The following is a 16,584-nucleotide window of genomic DNA, read 5'->3' on the forward strand; positions in this document are numbered from 1 at the left end:
ATGTGAACGGTTATCGGCCCGTCCGCCAGAAACTTAAGATTTATCCTAAAATAAATCATTTTCTGTATAAGGATAATCCGAGCTTACCGGAAGAATCTTTTTTTATTACCTATACTTGAACCAATTCGGTTTGTCGCGCCTTGTGGCGAACCATTCAATGAGACTTAACCAAGAGGGTGGAGACTATGGGTATTTTGTCCTGGATCGTATTTGGCCTTATCGCGGGTATTATTGCCAAACTGATTATGCCGGGCCGTGACGGCGGCGGCTTTATTCTGACCTGTGTGCTCGGGATCGTGGGTGCGGTGGTCGGCGGCTGGCTGGCGACATTCTTTGGCGTGGGCGGTAGCGTGACGGGCTTTAACCTGCCGAGCTTCCTGGTGGCGGTCGTCGGTGCCATTGTGGTGCTGCTGATCTTCCGTATGCTGCGCAGGGATTAAAAAACGGTCCGTAAGGACCGTCTGAATGGTCAGTAAAAACGGCCCCCTGGGGCCGTTTTTTTTCGTCAGGATCAGAAATCGTAGCCGACGGTTGCGGTCACGCTGCGCTCTGCGCCCCAGTAGCAGTAGCCGGTGCCGTAGCAGCCCGCCACGTAGTCACGTCCGGTCAGGTTATTCGCATTAACCTGAACAAACGCCCCTTTCAGCGCGCTGTTCCACGCGCCCAGATCGGCTTTCACCATCGCATCCACCAGCGTGACGGAAGGCACGCGGCGCGTGTTTTCGTTATCCGCCCACTGTTTGCCGATGTAGCGCACGCCCGCGCCCGCGCTTAAGCCGTAATCAAACTGATAATGGCCCCACAGGTTCGCCATCTGATCCGGCGTTACGTATGGCGTGTTCTTGTTGTTGCCGTCAATGGCGTCTTCAAAGCGCACATGGTTCCAGGTGTAGTTGGCGATAGCCGAGAAACGCGACGTCAGTTGCGTGTGCGCTTCCAGCTCTACGCCCTGCGAATGCACTTTGCCTGCCGGTTCGAAATAGCTGCCGACCACGACGCGGTTACCGACATCTTTCTGCATTAGATCGTAAACGGCGATGCTGTAGAGATCGGACGTACCCGGCGGCTGATATTTCAGGCCGCCTTCATACTGCTCGCTGGTGGTGGGCTTGAGCAGCTTGCCGCGGGCGTCGGTCAGCACCTGCGGCGTCACCGCCGTGCTGTAACTCAGGTACGGCGACAGGCCGTTTTCAAACGCGTAAAGCAGCGAGGCGCGACCGCTGAAATGATCATCCTTGCGGTGATCGGTGGTATCGGTGCCCGCCGACGGCGTGATCACGCGGTTTTTGGTTTCCAGGTGGTCGAAACGCCCGGAAAGATCCATATGCCAGCGGTTCCAGACCATCTCATCCTGCAGATAAACGCCGGTTTGCTCATAGACGCGCTTCATGTCCTTGCGTTGCAGACCCTGCAGACGGGTGGCGTAGGTCGGGTCGAGCGGGTCGTAATACCAGAAGCCGCCCGCGCCGCCGGAGACGCCGGTCCACGGGTTGAGATTGGTGGTGTAGCCCGCGTCGTCGGAAAGATTGTTGGTGAATTTATGGTATTCGCCGCCTAACACTACGGTATGCGCGAGGTCACCAGTGTTAAAGCGCGCCTCTAACTGATTGTCCATAGCCCAGGCGTTCAGCGAAGAGTGTTCGCCACTGTAGTAGCGGGTCAGCTCGTTCTTCGATGCATCGGCCCAGCCAATCTGGTAAGCCTGCTTGAGATCCAGATTCGAGTGCGTGTAGCTGCCGTTCGAGCGGAACGACCAAGTGTCATTGAAGTCATGCGAAAACGCGTAGCTGTAGAGCTGCTGGTAGCGTTTGAATTCGTCGTTGCCCGGCTCCACGTCCGAGAAGCCCGTGTCGAGCTTGCCGTGCGAGGTGGCATCGAGGCTGCCGCTTGCCGGTACCGAGCCGTGATAACCACCGGACGGATCTTTTTCAAGATACGCGCGCAGCAGCAGCGACGTGGATTCGCCCGGCTGCCACAGCAACTGCGGAGAAATCGCGTAGCGTTCGTCACGCGTTTTTTCGTACTGCGTGTCGGTGTATTTCGTCAGGCCGGTAATGCGGTAAGCCCACTCGTCGTTAATGGCGTCGGTGTAATCAAACGCGGTGTTGCGGGTGTTGTGATTGCCGACCGAGGCGCGCAGATGGCCTTCCGGGCTGAAGAGCGGGCGCTTCGAGCTTTCCATCACCACGCCGCCGGGAATGGTCTGGCCGTAAAGCGCGGAAGAGGGGCCTTTAATCACATCGATACGTTCAAGGAACCACGGGTCGACCTGTAAAACGTTATAGCTGCCGCCGTCGCTCATCAGACGCAGACCGTCTAAAAACGTGTTATTGACGTCGCCGCCGTGGAAGCCGCGCAATGAAATGGTGTCGTAACGGGTTGCCCCGCCGGAGAACCCGGTAAATGCGCCTGCGGTGTAATTCAGCGCGCTGTTAACCGACAACGCCCCCTGATCCTCCATCTGCTGACGCGTGACGACGGAAACCGACTGCGCGGTGGTGATAAGCGGCTGATCGGTTTTTGTCGCACCTGTGCTGGTTTTCACCGTGTAGCCTTCGGTAGGCGAGGCGGCCGTTTGCGCGGGGACGGCGCTAACGGTGATGGTCTCTTCGGCGAGCGAGACGTGCGGTGCCGCCAGCGCCAGCGCGCACAGCACGGCGGAGCGTTTCAGGGTTAAAGCGATTGTCATTGTTGTCTTCTCTGGTTGCCATCTGCTCCCTGCGTGGCAGGGACGTAACGATATCTAATAAAGAATGCGAATTATTATCGTTATCAACGTGCGGGGCAACTAACAGAATTGGCGGGGAAAATATATCGGGCGCAGAAAAGCAAAAAAACTGCCCTCCGCAGAGGGCAGTGGTGTAACGCGTGTGAATTACTGTGCCGGCGCGGGTTGCGCAGCGGCGTTATCCTGCGCGTTGCTGTTCGGCGCGGCCGGTGCGTTTTCAGCAGGCGCGCTATTGCTCGCAGGCGCAGCGGTGTCGGTTTTCGCCGGGGCTGGCGTTTGCGTTGTTGCCGGCGCAGACGTTTCTGTTTTCGCTGGTGCTGACGTTTCCGCTTTGGCGGGCCCAGAGGACTGCGCCGGTTTGCTCAGCATTTTGCCTTCCTGCTTCGGCTGCGGCGCGTGGTCGCTGTCGCTGCCCGGACGGGTCTGCGGCACGTCGTCACACGGTTTTTCGGTGCCGCACAGCAGGTCGAGCATTTTCAGCGTCACGCCGTTGGTCCAGCCAAAGCCGTCCTGGAGCGGGTATTCACCGCCGCCGCCGCCCGTACCGGTCGAAGAAACGTCATATTTCTCCACCAGTTTCTGCTCGCGGTTATAGGTGTGCTGAACGTTGGTCAGGAATCGCCAGGTGACGTCCATCGCCAGATCTTTCTGCCCGTAATTCATCAGACCTTCGGTCGCCACCCACTGCAGCGGTGCCCAGCCGTTCGGCGCATCCCACTGCTGGCCGGTTTTGACCGTCGTGGTCACAATACCGCCCGGTTTCAGCAGTTGCGCACGCGTTGCCGCCGCCACTTTCTCGGCGCGATCCTGCGCGGCCGCTTTGACATACAGCGGGAACAGCGCGGCGGCGGTCAGCTGATCGCGCACCTTGTTGGTTTTCAGATCGTAATCCGCGTACCAGCCATGTTTCGCATTCCACAGATGGGTTTCAATCGCCTGCTGACGCTGGCTGGCGAGCGATTCATAGCGGGCGGCACCCGCGCTGTCCCCTGCGGCTTTGCTGGCGCGCGCAAGGGTTTTTTCCATCTGGAACAGCAGGGCGTTGAGATCGACAGGCACGATACTGGTGGTGCGGATCGAGCCAAGCTGCTGCGGATTATCCATCCAGCGCGAGCTGAAATCCCAGCCGGACGCCGCGCCCGCGCGCAGATCGCGGTAGATGTCAGTTGCCGGGCGATCCGGGTTATTTTTGGCGGTGGTTACGTCATCAAGCCAGGATTCGGTACGCGGCGCGTCGCGATCGTCCCAGTAGCGGTTCAGCACCGCGCCATCTTTAAGTTTCACCACGCGCTCGTGGGCATCGCCCGGTGCCAGATTTTCGCTGCCTTCCATCCAGTAGGCGTACTCTTTCTGCAACTGCGGCAGATATTTTTTCAGCGTCTCGTCGCCGCCTTCATGGGTCGCCAGCAGTTCAACCATAAACGCGAAGAACGGCGGCTGGGAGCGGCTTAAATAGTAGCTGCGGTTGCCGTTCGGAATATGGCCCCAGGCGTCGATTTCATGGGCGAAGTTATCGACCATATCCTGCACTTTATCCCAGTGATTGCTCTCCGCGAGCCCCAGCATGGTGAAGTAGGTGTCCCAGTAATAGACCTCGCGGAAACGCCCGCCCGGTACCACGTAAGGCTTCGGCAGCGGCAGCAGAGAATCCCATTTGCTGGCGGAATCGGTCGAGCGCGTCAGCACCGGCCACAGGCCGTCGATATGCTCGCGCAGGCTTTGTCCGGCTGGCGGAACATAGGCTTCGCCTTTTTGCGGCAGGGTAAAGTTCAGCTCAACGAAATGGCGCAGGTCAAAGCCCGACTGGTTACGCTGCATGCGGTAATCGGCCAGGATCATCAAAGGATCGCTGTTCGGCACCGCGTCGGCGAACGTTTTCTGATCGGGGAACAGTTTGGCGCTCTGTACATCCGTAAACAGCGGGCCGAGAAGCTGGTCCGGTGATTGCGGCGCGGGGCGCTCTGCGCCAGACGGCTCTTCTGCGCTGGCGGGCAGGGTGGAGAACGCCAGCAGCGCGCCGCTAAGGGCGACCTGAATGGCGAAAAACAGCGTCCGGGGACGGCGCGTGACGGGTTGTGACATCAATGAATTCTCCTTAAGGGGCGCAGCGCACACCACTGCGAATCAACCATATGAAAACCTTAGACGAATATTCCCGTTTCGAGCGCACGTAAACGGGAAATTTCTGTTTTTCGCGTTCGGTTAAGCTGCCGTTTACGTCATCCGTTAAGCAGCGCCAGCGTCGCCGGTTGCGCGCGGGCCAGCAGGGCGACGGCTTCGTCCGCCGAGCGAAGATTGGCGTAGCCGATAATCAGCCCGTAGCGTTTATCGGGCCGCCGGTACCAGGGCGACAGCGCGCTGACCTGCAACTGGTGCTGGTGCCAGAGGCGGGCAAGCGCCTCATCGCAGGTTGCGGTTTTCAGATACGCCACCACGTGCATCCCGCCATCTTCCAGCGGCGTTTCGAATACGCCAGGGTAAACCGCGTGCAGCGCCGCGATAGCCATCGTGCGCCGCTGCTGGTAGAGCGCGCGCATTTTCCGCAGATGAGTGTAAAACTCCCCGCCAGTCAGAAACGCGGCGAGGATTTTCTGTATCAGCAGCGGCTGCCCGCCTGTCAGCAGCGCGCCGTGTTCAAGAAAGGCGTGGCGCGCCGCGCGCGGCATCACCAGATAACCAATACGCACCGACGGCATAATCGTTTTACTGAAGGTGCCGAAGTAAACGACACGGTCATCGGTGTCGAGGCTTTTCAGCGATGGCAGTACGTTGCGGGTGAAGTGAAACTCGCCGTCATAATCATCTTCCACAATCCATGCGTTATGGCGCGACGCCCATGCCAGTAGCTGCTGTTTTCGCGGCAGCGACAGCGACACGCCAAGCGGGCTGTGGTGTGTCGGCGTGACAAACGCGAGCCGGGCGTCCGGGTGGTGATGTTGCAGATAGTCCACATCCATGCCTTCGTTATCCACCGGTATGGCGTGCAGATTCGGCGTGAGCGTTTTCAGCAGCCGCTGACCGAGAAAATAGGCAGGATCTTCCATTGCCACGCTCTCACCCGCGCCGAGCAACGCCTGGACCGTGAGCAGCAGATTGCCGCGATAGCCATTGGTGATAAAAATATCGTCAGCGGTACACGTCACGCCGCGTGACAGCGTCAGATAGCTCGCGATCGCCGCGCGCAGTGGCGCGTAGCCTGCAACTGGCGGGTTCACCATCTCTTCGGGGCGCATGGCGCGCGTCGCTCTTGCGCTCAGGAGCAGCCACTTTTTATAAGGAAACTGATCCAGTGCTGGCAGACCGGGGCGCAGAAACCCTTCGTGCTCATTAAGCGCCAGCAGATCGTTGTTATCGCCCGGGCGGACAGGTGCTGGCTCTGCCACGCGCGGCGGCACCGTGAGCGCCGGATTCACCAGTGTACCCTGCGGGCCGCGGCTCACCAGATACCCTTCACCCACCAGCACCGCGTAGGCCGCCTCCACCGTTTTCTTCGCCACCTGAAGTTCCTGCGCCAGCACGCGGATGGACGGTACCCGGTTGCCGGGCTTCAGAAGCCCGTCGTGGATATTCTGGCGATAGCGCTGATAAATTTCACGATAACCCGGTTTCATGTCCTGCCTTATTTCACGTTTTATGACCCTTTTGACTATGTCATGGCACCGTATGATAGACGAGAAGAATTTGACACGCTCCGCACCGCGCGGGGTGATTTCTCTTGTGATGTAAGGAGTTTCCATGAGTACGCGCGTGAACCATTATCAGACCATTCCGGCGCTGGTTAACACCCTGATGAACGCCAGCGCGGCGCTGAAAAAAAGCAGCCTGACGCCAACGCTTAAACAGCTGATCGACATGCGCGCTTCGCAGCTCAACGGCTGCGCGTTTTGCGTCGATATGCACGCGAAGGAAGCAAAGATGGCGGGCGAGCGCGAACTGCGCCTGTACCATCTGCCGGTATGGCGAGAATCGCCGCTATTCAGCGCGAAGGAGAAAGCGGCGCTGACCTTAACGGAAGCGATAACGCATATCAGAGAAGAAGGGATCAGCGATGCGGTTTACCAGCAGGCGCGTGAACATTTCTCTGAAACGGAGATCGCAGAGATCGCGTTCGCCGTTGCCATCATCAATAGCTGGAACCGTTTGCAACTGGTGTCGCAAATGGCACCCGGCAGCCAGGACGCGGCGTTTGGTCTGGATCGCGCCGGTCTTGAATAACGCTGTTTTTAACCTTCTGAAAAGCCCGCCTGCGCGGGCTTTTTTTATGGGCGCGGTGGGCAGATAGCGCAGGAGGCAGCGAAAAGGGATTGATTTTTAATCACATAGCGGACCACTCATCGCAGGCCGCGTCTCGCCTGCAACTTAAGTAAAACCGATTAAAAAATCTACTGGATATTTAAACAGGTGCCTGTATACTATTTCTACAAAGCACCAGGTGTTGTTGTAATTGAGTTAGTGAATGAGTGGTGAAACCTATGATGATTCCGCTGGAAAATCTTAATGCTCAGGATCAATCGGTCACAATGAGCAGCCGTGAAATCGCGACGTTAACAGGGATTGCCCACAGTGAAGTGAAGCGCATGATTAAAAGCCTGGAAACGGCGCAGCGCCTGTCCCAGCCTATCGGCATTAATCTGTACGAACGGGAAGGGGAGATGCGTCAGGAGTTCTTACTGAATAAACGCGACTCGCTGCTGACGGTGGCGCGCATTTCGCCCGCCTTTACCGCCGAAATGCTCGATCGCTGGCAGGAACGCGAACGTAACGCCAGCCTGCCGGACTTTACCAACCCGGCCGCCGCCGCGCGCGCCTGGGCCGAGCAGTATGAAAAGCGTCAGCGGGCGGAGCAGCAGCTGGCTCTCTTCGCCCCTAAAGCCGAGTTCTTCGATCGTTTCGTGCAGGTCGACGAGTCGCTTGGCTTTCGCCAGCTGTGCAAAATGCTGAAGGTGAAGGAGCCGGAGTTCCGCCAGTTTCTGCTTGAGCGCAACATTATGCAGCGCGCCAACGGTACGCTGGTACCGCAGCACCACCACCTGCAGGCGGGTTACTTTACGCTGCGCTCAGGCGTGGGTGAAAACCTGCATACCTTCGCCCAACCGCGTTTTACCGCGCGCGGCGTGAAATGGGTGGCAAGCCTGTGGGCCGCTCATCTCACCGCCCAGACCAACGGCGCCGCGGCCTGACGGCCCGGCGCACCGTGAGCGTCCGGCTGCGTCTTGATTCGCTTTTCGCCTGCGGTTATTTGCGGGGTTTAGCGGATAAGAGAGACGCGCCGGATGGCTGTTTCCTCCGCGTTTATTCCCGTTATCTCTCTGTAAACCCTTCTCTGGCCGACGCGCTTATGCGGGTGCGGTAAATATTTTCGCGCCCAGCGCGCGTGCGCATTCCAGGGCGTCGTCAGGCGTACTGAGATCCGGCAGAAACAGCGTTTCGTTGGTGATAACCGGCGCACCGCAGTAATCGAAAATCCCGTGGGCGATTTGCGTGTCCCAGGCCTGGTGATAACCGTGTTTATCGAACGTTTTTCTGTCCGCGCCGCCGATACTCACCAGATGCACCGGCAGATGCCCCAGTTTTTTGACTACTTTCCCTTCCGGGCTTTCTTCATACGCCCAGCCGTTTGAAAAAACGCGATCGATCCAGCCTTTCAACAGCCCCGGCATCGACCACCAGTACACCGGAAACACCAGTACCAGCGCGTCGGCGTGATTGATACGCGCCTGCTCGCGGGCGACGTCTGGCGGCACCGGTGCAGTTTTCATAAACGCGGCGTAATCGTGCTCGTTAAAGACCGGGTCGAAGCCTTCGCGTGTGAGATCGGCAATGTCGGCGGTATGACCGCTACCGGCACGGGTAATGCCTTCGGCCAGCGCGTGCGTGACGCGGTGGGTCAGAGATGACGCTAACGGATGGGAAACGACGATTAATGCGTGCATATTCACTCCTCCTGCGTTGCCATCGGGTGACGACAGACGTAATCTGATATACTAAAAGTAACCTACCATTGGTAAGTTACTTTTGGTAGGTAATTCTGTCAAGGAGAAACGCCGTGTCTGAAATTCGCACGCGCCAGCGGCTAAGCCGCGATGCGCGCCACACCCAGCTTATTGAAATGGCCTGGCAGATTATTCGTGAAGAGGGCACCGAGGCGCTGACGCTTGGCAGGCTCGCGGAACGGGCGGGCGTCACAAAGCCGGTAGTCTACGATCATTTCACCAGCCGCTCCGGCCTGCTGGCGGCGCTTTATCACGAATATGAAGTGCGCCAGAACCGCAAAATGGATGAGGCGATCGCACGCACTCAACCTGAACTGTTGCCGCTGGCAGCGGTGATCGCCGATGCGTATATCGAATGCGTGCTGTTGCAGGGGCGTGAAATGCCAAATGTGATGGCGGCGCTCACCGGCACGCCGGAGCTTGAAAAGCTGCGTCAGGATTACGCGGTGGAATTCATCAATAAATGCCGCACGCTGTTTGCGCCGCTGCGGGCGGATAACGCGCTGCGTGACGCCGCGCTGTGGGCGATGTTCGGGGCCGCCGAAGGGCTTTCCTGGGCCGTAACGATAGGCGCGATTGATGCCGCACAGGCAAAAGCAGAACTGCGCGATGCGATTGTCGGAATGGTGGAGAAGAGATAAGCCGCAAGTGGTGAGCTTAACGCTGGCTTTCTCAAAAGCGCATGACATGCCTGTTCGAGGCATGTCGCGATATTCGTAGCACAAAACGAACTTTGCTGGATATAAATACAGCGTTAGGATGGTGTCATTGTGATCTATTTTTAACCACACCCGGCCCCGCATGTTCCTGATTAAAACGCTGTTACTGAGTTTTCTTTGTATCACTCTGCTGTCATTTGCCGCGAGCGTCGGCCAGAAGATGTATCACCATGAGCCACTTTCGCAGCGTGGCTGGTGGGCTGCCCGCAGCGACTCCGCGGGGCTCGCACCGGATCCGAGAAAAAACGCCAGGCTGGCATTGGTGCAGGTTTACGCCGCGCCGACATGGGGCTGGAAAGGTGTGGTCGCGGTCCATCCCTGGATAATCTATAAACGCGCCGGGGAAATCCATTACACCCGCTATGAAGTGATTAGCTGGGGCGCAGGTAAGAAAGTGCGGCGCAACCAAAACGTGCCGGACGGTTACTGGTATGGCTCGAAACCCCGCCTGCTGGTTGAGCATCGTGGCAAGGAAGCCGAAGCCATGATCCCTCAAATTGAAGCGGCTATCGCCTCCTGGCCGTGGCCGGAGACTTATCGCGTCTGGCCTGGCCCAAACAGCAACACGTTCATCGCCCATATCGGGCGGGAAGTTCCTGCGCTGAAGCTGGATATGCCCGCCAATGCTATCGGCAAAGATTTCCGTCCGCTGCGCCATGTTGTCGGCTTGCCGCCGTCAGGACGCGGCGTTCAGGTCTCTTTTTTGGGCGTGGCGGGATTTACGCTGGGCGTGGAAGAGGGGCTTGAAATCAATATTCTGGGGCTGAATATGGGGCTGGATCTGTCGCCAGTTAAACTTCGGCTGCCCTTTATTGGCGGAGTGGGAAGCGATAATTTGCAGAAAAACAGGGAAGGCGGCGAGGGATAAACTGTCGTTTACGCATTGGCGAACACGTTCCGGTGATGTTTTGTCCCGGCTTTCTGTCCTGCCGCCGCCGAAAAAATGCGCCCGCAGGCGCATCGTGTTTAGTGCAGGCAGCAGTGCTTATACTTTTTACCGCTGCCGCAAAAGCAGGGATCGTTTCGCCCAGGCTTTTGTTCGGCCACCACCGGCTGCTGCGGCTCAGGCACCGCTTCCGGCAGGGCTATCCAGTAATCATGCAGCGCCAGCGCGGCGGGGCGGATAGCAGCGAAACTCGCTTCGAGTTCTTCCTGGGAGAGCGACTCCAGCTGTGGGAAGTTCTCTTCCTTGCCGTGCAGGGCAATGGCGTCCAGCGCGGGCTGCAGTGATTCCGGCAGTGATGACCAGTCGCCGAGTGCCACGCCGCGCAGATAGCCAAAGCACCACTCTTCCACCACGGTAAATTCCTGGCCTTCGGTTTCGCGCACGCCAAACAGCGGATCGAACTGATCGGGGAATTCCGCGAGCCGATCGGCAATATCGTTCATATGCTGGAAGCACAGATCCATAAAGCGGTTCATCTCACGCTCGTTGCTCCAGCGGGGAATGCGGTTTTGACCGCCCCACAGCGCGACCAGCCATTCGCTCGGCTCAATCGTTTTTGGGCCGGAAAGCACGGCGGTCAGCAGGCCATCGAGCTCGGCGACATCGACAATCGAATCCTCGCTGCCATACTTTTCCAGCATCTCGTCAAGCCATTCCAGCTCTTTCTCGGTCAGCGGGCCTTCTTTCATCATGTTGCCTCCTCGGCGCTTAGGTCCAGGACCGGCAGTGTAAACACTTACCCTGTCCCTTTAGTCATCAATCTGTTAACCGCGGCGTTATCCGCTAAAGATACGACGCGCTTAAAACGGGTATTCAGGACGAAAAGAAAAATCCACGCCAGAGCGTGGATTTTACATTCTCAGTCAGCTTTATGAGATGGAACACCACCCCACACGCGAAAAGAAATGGTCAGACGTTGAACAGGAAGTTCATGATATCGCCATCTTTGACGATGTAATCTTTGCCTTCGGCACGCATTTTACCGGCTTCTTTCGCGCCCTGTTCGCCTTTGTAAGCGATGAAATCGTCATAAGCGATGGTTTGCGCGCGGATAAAGCCTTTTTCGAAATCGGTGTGGATTTTACCCGCCGCCTGCGGGGCGGTGGCACCGACAGGAATGGTCCAGGCGCGCACTTCTTTCACGCCAGCGGTGAAATACGTCTGCAGGTTCAGCAGCGCGTAACCGGCGCGGATCACGCGGTTCAGCCCCGGCTCTTCGAGGCCCAGCTCCTGCATAAACTCATCGCGCTCTTCATCGTCAAGCTCAGCGATATCCGCTTCCACGGCGGCGCACACCGGCACAACCACAGAGCCTTCTTTCGCGGCGATTTCACGCACCTGATCCAGGAACGGGTTGTTCTCGAAACCGTCTTCGTTGACGTTCGCGATGTACATGGTCGGCTTGAGCGTCAGGAAACTCAGGTATTTGATGAGATCTTTCTCTTCTTTGCTCAGATCCAGCGCGCGCAGCATACCGGCGTTCTCAAGCTGCGGCAGGCATTTTTCCAGTACGGCCAGCTCGGCTTTGGCGTCTTTATCGCCGCCTTTGGCTTTCTTGGAGATACGATGAATCGCACGCTCGCAGGTATCGAGGTCAGAAAGCGCCAGCTCGGTATTGATGGTATCAATATCTTCCGCCGGGTTTACTTTGCCCGCGACGTGGATGATGTTGTCGTTTTCAAAGCAACGCACCACGTGGCCGATAGCTTCGGTTTCGCGGATGTTGGTCAGGAACTGGTTGCCCAGGCCTTCACCTTTGGACGCGCCCTTCACCAGACCGGCGATATCCACAAATTCCATCGTGGTCGGCAGAATACGTTGCGGCTTCACGATCTCGGCGATTTTGTCCAGACGCGGATCGGGCATAGGCACGACGCCGGTGTTCGGCTCAATGGTACAGAACGGGAAGTTCGCCGCCTCAATACCTGCTTTGGTCAGCGCATTGAACAGAGTGGATTTACCGACGTTCGGCAAGCCGACGATACCGCATTTGAATCCCATGGTTTACATTACCTTAATTGCTTGTTTATCAGAGGGTTAAAATTAACCCGATGATGAGAAATGGTGTTATTTGGCTATTATACACGTAACGGGCGCGCAACGGGGGAGAAATCGCCCTTATGCCGCGCCGCCACGCGGTTTATTGCGCTTTAAAACTGTGCAGACGGTTAGTGGCTTTGGTTAAGCCGTCCTGCAGCCAGATTTCGGTGCAGCGTGCCGCTTCGTCCACGGCCTCGTCAATCAGCTTTTGCTCGCTCACTGGCGGTTTGCCAAGCACAAAGCCGACAACTTTGTTTTTATCGCCCGGATGACCAATGCCCAGCCGTAAGCGGTGAAAATTAGGGTTATTCCCCAGCTTGCTGATGATGTCTTTCAGGCCGTTATGACCGCCATGTCCGCCGCCTAATTTGAACTTCGCCACGCCTGGCGGCAGATCGAGTTCATCGTGCGCCACCAGAATTTCATCCGGCGCGATACGGTAAAACGTGGCCATCGCCGCCACGGCTTTGCCGCTCAGGTTCATAAAAGTGGTTGGCACCAGCAGGCGTACATCGTTGCCGTTCACGTTGATGCGTGAGGTGTAGCCGAAAAATTTAGCCTCTTCTTTCAGCGGGGCGCGAAAGCGATCCGCCAGCAGATCGACATACCATGCGCCCGCGTTATGTCGGGTGGCGGCATATTCCGCGCCGGGGTTCGCAAGCCCGACTATCAGTTTAATCGTCACGTTACTGTTCCTGAAAACCTCTGTTTGCGGCGTAGTTTACTGTGGTGTCGCGCAGATCACAAAACCGCGTCGCACCGATGAACGGAAATCAATAATCACAATCATGAATAATTAGATTTTCATGTAATTCATTGGCTTATTTGTAAAGTTTCGTCCAGAGAAAGTTCATAATTGTGATCCCCGGCGCAACCCGCATTTATAAGCGTTGCCTATACTTTACACATAAATAACAGGGATACTTTCCCGCCCATTCTTCCGGAGGTGACTATGAAACGCAAAAACGCGTCGTTGCTCGGCAATTTCTTGATGGGGCTGGGGTTAGTGGTCATGGTTGGCGGGGTCGGTTACTCCATTCTCAACCAGCTGCCGCAGCTAAACCTGCCGCAGTTTTTCGCGCATGGCGCGGTATTAAGTATCTTCGTCGGGGCCGTGTTATGGCTGGCAGGCGCCCGCGTTGGTGGTCATGAACAAGTGTGCGATCGTTACTGGTGGGTGCGCCATTATGACAAACGTTGCAAGCGCAACCATCACTCCAGTTCATAATGATTACTCTCGTTAATACGTAAACGCTGTAAAAAGCTCCCGCCGGTCGGGAGCTTTTTTTATGATACGCTCTTGACCCTTACGTTACGTCAGGGCTCACAGTGGGCTTCGAAAGGGAAGAGGAGAGGCGTTATGTTGCTACAGGTTGGTGAACTCGCGAAGCGCGCCGGGCTGACGGTCCGCACGCTGCATCACTACGAAAGCCTCGGTCTGCTCATTCCCTCCGGCCGCACGGCCGCCGGTTACCGTCTCTATAACCGCGATGATATTCAGCGCCTGCATCATATTCAGGCACTGACGCGAATGGGGTTGAGTCTGGCGCAGGTGCGGGAGTGTCTGGAGAGCGGCAGCATGACGCTGACGGAAGTCATTGACACGCAAATCACCCAGCTGAATGCACAGCTTACGCGTACCGCGATACTGCGCGACCGGCTGGTGGTGCTGCGTGACGGGCTTCTGGCCGGTTGTGAGCCGGATCTTCAGGAATGGCTGAAAACACTGGAGTTAATGACGATGTATGAGAAATGGTTTTCGCACGACGAACTGAAACAGTTGCCGTTTGCGCAGGAAAACGCCGAGCGCGAAGCGCAGTGGGCGGCGCTGGTGAATGAGGTTAAGGCAGCGGTTTCTCAGGGCGTACCGGTCAGCAGTCCGGCTGCGCAGGCGCTCGCCACGCGCTGGATGGAAACGCTGGAGCGGGATACCGCGGGCAACCCTGCGTTCCTGACTCGCCTCAACGACATGCATGCCGCCGAGCCTGCAATGCGCGATAAAACCGGCATTACGCCTGAGATAGTCGACTGGATCACGCATGCCTTTGCCGAAAGCAAGCTTGCTATCTACGAGCGTTATCTGACGCCCGAAGAGTACGCGTTCACCCGTGAGCACTATTTCGATCGCATGATGGAGTGGCCGCCGCTGGTGGCGAAACTTCATGCGGCAGTGGACGCGCACCTCTCCCCGCAAAGCGAAGAAGCGCGCGAAATTGCGGCGCACTGGCTGACGCTGTTTTCTTCGTTCGCTGGCGATAACCCGCAGACGCAGCAAAAATTTCGGGAGGCGATGATGCGCGAACCGCATCTTTCTAAAGGCACCTGGATGACGCCGGAAACGCTCGCCTGGCTGCAACAGGCATTCGGCGCGTTGATGCAGGCGCAGGGGGCTGCGCCTGCACTTTGATTCACGGCGCGGCTAAGGCTGCGTCGCTCCCCGGGAAGAAAGCAAGACGCCCAGGGATGGGCTGAACGCCTGCGCGCGCCAGCGTGCGCAGCGGCTGGAATTCGAGATGACAGATGCGCAGCTCGCAGCCATCCGGCAGGCGTTCAATAAAGCGTTGCAGGGCATCCAGGCCACCCGCGTCCAGCACCGGCACCGCGTCCCATTGCATCACGATAACGCGTTTGCCCGCCGCCTGCGCCAGCAGCGGCGTAAAGACGCCTTCGGCCGCGGCGAAGAACAGCGGCCCGGTCACCCGCACGGCCAGGACATCCTCTGGTACGGAAACATTCAGCGGCGCGAGCCGCGTCATGCGCGCCACCCGGCGCATAAACAGTAGCGAGGCCAGCACCACGCCGACGCTGATGGCTATCACCATATCAAACAGCACCGTCAGCGACAGGCAGATAAGCATCACGACGATGTCATCCTTCGGCGCGCGGCGCAGCAGGCCAATCACCTTATGCGCTTCGCTCATATTCCACGCCACCATCAGCAGCAGGGCGGCCATCGCCGAGAGCGGAAGCCAGGAGAGCAGCGGGGCGAGCGCCAGCAGCGCTAACAGCACCAGTAGCGCATGGAACACCGCGGCGACAGGCGAAGTAGCACCCGCGCGCACGTTGGCCGCCGAACGGGCTATCGCGGCGGTGGCGGTGATGCCGCCAAAGAACGGCGCGACCAGATTACCAAGCCCCTGGCCGATTAGCTCACTGTTGGCGTTATGGCGCGTACCGGTCATGCCGTCCAGCACGACCGCACACAGCAGGGATTCGATAGCGCCCAGCACCGCCATAGAAAACGCGGCGGGCAGCAGCGCGCGCAGCGAATCCAGGCTTAACGTAAATGACGACCCCGGCAGATCCCACGGCAGCACCAGTTGTGGCAGGAGTGGCGGGATACCGTTGCCCTGTGTGCCGTCTGCCAGCAGATAATGAAAACGTGAACCGATGGTCGCGACATTCCCGCCCAGCAGATGAACGACGCCCATCACCGCGCAGCCTGCCAGCAGCGCCGGTAAATGCCCCGGCAGACGGATGCCGAAACGCGGCCAGAACACCAGCACACCCAGCGTGACGATACCAATCGCCGCATCGCCAGGATTCAGCCCAGGCAGCGCCACCGCCAGCGCGGCCACTTTCGGCAGGTAATGTTCCGGCATATGCGCGATGTCGAGGCCAAAGAAATCTTTGATCTGCATGGTCGCGATGGTAATGCCGATGCCGGAGGTAAAGCCCAGCGTGACCGGCAGCGGAATATACTCAATCAGTCGCCCGAAGCGCGCCAGCCCGAACAGAATTAAAAAGATACCCGAGAGCAGCGTCGCCACCAGCAGCCCGGAAAGCCCAAATTGCTGCGCGACAGGGTAGAGAATGACCACAAACGCGGCGGTCGGCCCCGAGACGCTGTAGCGTGAACCGCCGCTCAGCGCGATAACAATGCCCGCGATGGCGGAAGTATAGAGGCCGTATTGTGGCGGCACGCCGCTACCAATAGCCAGCGCCATGGCGAGCGGAATGGCGATAATGCCGACGGTGATGCCAGCAATCAGATCGCGGCTCAGCCGGGAGACGGTATATTTTTCACGCCAGCAGGCTTCCACCAGCGCACGGAAAGGAAGAATTTGCGAGAGATATTGGGTGTTCACGATATTTCATCCATGCGTTCACCACCATGTAAAAAAATATACGATGATGAATACATAAATCATACAAATA

At 57.9% G+C, this 16,584-nt stretch carries 15 protein-coding genes; 7 read left to right on the plus strand and 8 right to left on the minus strand.

The genetic code is table 11. The annotated features are described in order from the left end of the window. Positions 1-185 precede the first annotated feature (185 nt). Positions 186-440 carry a GlsB/YeaQ/YmgE family stress response membrane protein gene (locus tag G6041_RS03635; protein WP_004386309.1) on the plus strand — a complete coding sequence of 85 codons (255 nt, stop codon included), beginning with the start codon at positions 186-188 and terminating at the stop codon, positions 438-440. 71 nt (positions 441-511) lie between these two features. Here the strand turns inward: G6041_RS03635 and G6041_RS03640 are convergent, their stop codons facing one another. From G6041_RS03640 to pdxR, 3 genes are all read right to left on the minus strand, one after another. Next, the gene (locus G6041_RS03640; RefSeq protein WP_012124519.1) at positions 512-2,689 is read right to left on the minus strand and encodes a TonB-dependent siderophore receptor; all 2,178 of its coding nucleotides are present in this window, start codon (positions 2,687-2,689) and stop codon (positions 512-514) included. A 186-nt stretch (positions 2,690-2,875) separates the two neighbouring features. Further along, entirely contained in the window at positions 2,876-4,810 is a 1,935-nt protein-coding gene (locus G6041_RS03645; RefSeq protein WP_012124520.1) for an alpha,alpha-trehalase, read from the minus strand. 137 nt (positions 4,811-4,947) lie between these two features. Then, positions 4,948-6,339 carry a MocR-like pyridoxine biosynthesis transcription factor PdxR gene (gene pdxR, locus G6041_RS03650; RefSeq protein ID WP_041460477.1) on the minus strand — a complete coding sequence of 464 codons (1,392 nt, stop codon included), beginning with the start codon at positions 6,337-6,339 and terminating at the stop codon, positions 4,948-4,950. Positions 6,340-6,463: 124 nt separating this feature from the next. Between pdxR and G6041_RS03655 the strand changes: the two genes are divergently transcribed. Together G6041_RS03655 and G6041_RS03660 are read left to right on the plus strand one after the other, a co-directional pair. Further along, a complete protein-coding gene (locus G6041_RS03655; protein WP_012124522.1) occupies positions 6,464-6,943 on the plus strand; it encodes a carboxymuconolactone decarboxylase family protein in 480 nt (159 codons plus the stop codon). A gap of 257 nt (positions 6,944-7,200) precedes the next feature. Next, positions 7,201-7,908 carry a phage antirepressor KilAC domain-containing protein gene (locus tag G6041_RS03660; protein ID WP_012124523.1) on the plus strand — a complete coding sequence of 236 codons (708 nt, stop codon included), beginning with the start codon at positions 7,201-7,203 and terminating at the stop codon, positions 7,906-7,908. 156 nt (positions 7,909-8,064) lie between these two features. Here G6041_RS03660 and G6041_RS03665 read toward each other — a convergent pair whose 3' ends face one another. Continuing rightward, positions 8,065-8,661, minus strand: a complete 597-nt coding sequence (locus G6041_RS03665; protein ID WP_012124524.1) for an NAD(P)H-dependent oxidoreductase — start codon at positions 8,659-8,661, stop codon at positions 8,065-8,067. A gap of 113 nt (positions 8,662-8,774) precedes the next feature. Between G6041_RS03665 and G6041_RS03670 the strand changes: the two genes are divergently transcribed. Both G6041_RS03670 and G6041_RS03675 read left to right on the plus strand, forming a co-directional pair. Continuing rightward, on the plus strand, positions 8,775-9,362 hold the full coding sequence (locus G6041_RS03670) for a TetR/AcrR family transcriptional regulator (RefSeq protein WP_032989375.1): 588 nt from the start codon (positions 8,775-8,777) through the stop codon (positions 9,360-9,362). Between the two features lie 160 nt (positions 9,363-9,522). Further along, entirely contained in the window at positions 9,523-10,308 is a 786-nt protein-coding gene (locus G6041_RS03675; protein WP_012124526.1) for a DUF3750 domain-containing protein, read from the plus strand. 98 nt (positions 10,309-10,406) lie between these two features. Here the strand turns inward: G6041_RS03675 and G6041_RS03680 are convergent, their stop codons facing one another. The 3 genes from G6041_RS03680 to pth form a co-directional block, all read right to left on the minus strand. Continuing rightward, positions 10,407-11,075, minus strand: a complete 669-nt coding sequence (locus G6041_RS03680) for a YecA/YgfB family protein (protein WP_041460702.1) — start codon at positions 11,073-11,075, stop codon at positions 10,407-10,409. Positions 11,076-11,295: 220 nt separating this feature from the next. Beyond that, positions 11,296-12,387: a redox-regulated ATPase YchF gene (gene ychF / locus G6041_RS03685; protein ID WP_004387866.1), complete on the minus strand. Its 1,092-nt coding sequence runs from the start codon at positions 12,385-12,387 to the stop codon at positions 11,296-11,298. A 139-nt stretch (positions 12,388-12,526) separates the two neighbouring features. After that, positions 12,527-13,111: an aminoacyl-tRNA hydrolase gene (gene pth, locus G6041_RS03690; RefSeq protein WP_004387867.1), complete on the minus strand. Its 585-nt coding sequence runs from the start codon at positions 13,109-13,111 to the stop codon at positions 12,527-12,529. A 267-nt stretch (positions 13,112-13,378) separates the two neighbouring features. Here pth and ychH point away from each other — a divergent pair, with 267 nt between their 5' ends. Together ychH and G6041_RS03700 are read left to right on the plus strand one after the other, a co-directional pair. After that, the gene (gene ychH, locus G6041_RS03695; RefSeq protein WP_007850694.1) at positions 13,379-13,654 is read left to right on the plus strand and encodes a stress-induced protein YchH; all 276 of its coding nucleotides are present in this window, start codon (positions 13,379-13,381) and stop codon (positions 13,652-13,654) included. Positions 13,655-13,786: 132 nt separating this feature from the next. Beyond that, positions 13,787-14,833, plus strand: coding sequence for a MerR family transcriptional regulator (locus G6041_RS03700; protein WP_054628642.1), 1,047 nt, complete (start codon positions 13,787-13,789; stop codon positions 14,831-14,833). Position 14,834: 1 nt separating this feature from the next. On the opposite strand, the gene dauA is transcribed toward G6041_RS03700, so the two are convergent. Further along, positions 14,835-16,514 carry a C4-dicarboxylic acid transporter DauA gene (gene dauA, locus G6041_RS03705; protein ID WP_012124530.1) on the minus strand — a complete coding sequence of 560 codons (1,680 nt, stop codon included), beginning with the start codon at positions 16,512-16,514 and terminating at the stop codon, positions 14,835-14,837. Positions 16,515-16,584: the final 70 nt, after the last annotated feature.

It is taken from the genome of Cronobacter sp. HA18003 (assembly GCF_011605905.1).
Lineage (GTDB): Bacteria > Pseudomonadota > Gammaproteobacteria > Enterobacterales > Enterobacteriaceae > Cronobacter > Cronobacter sakazakii.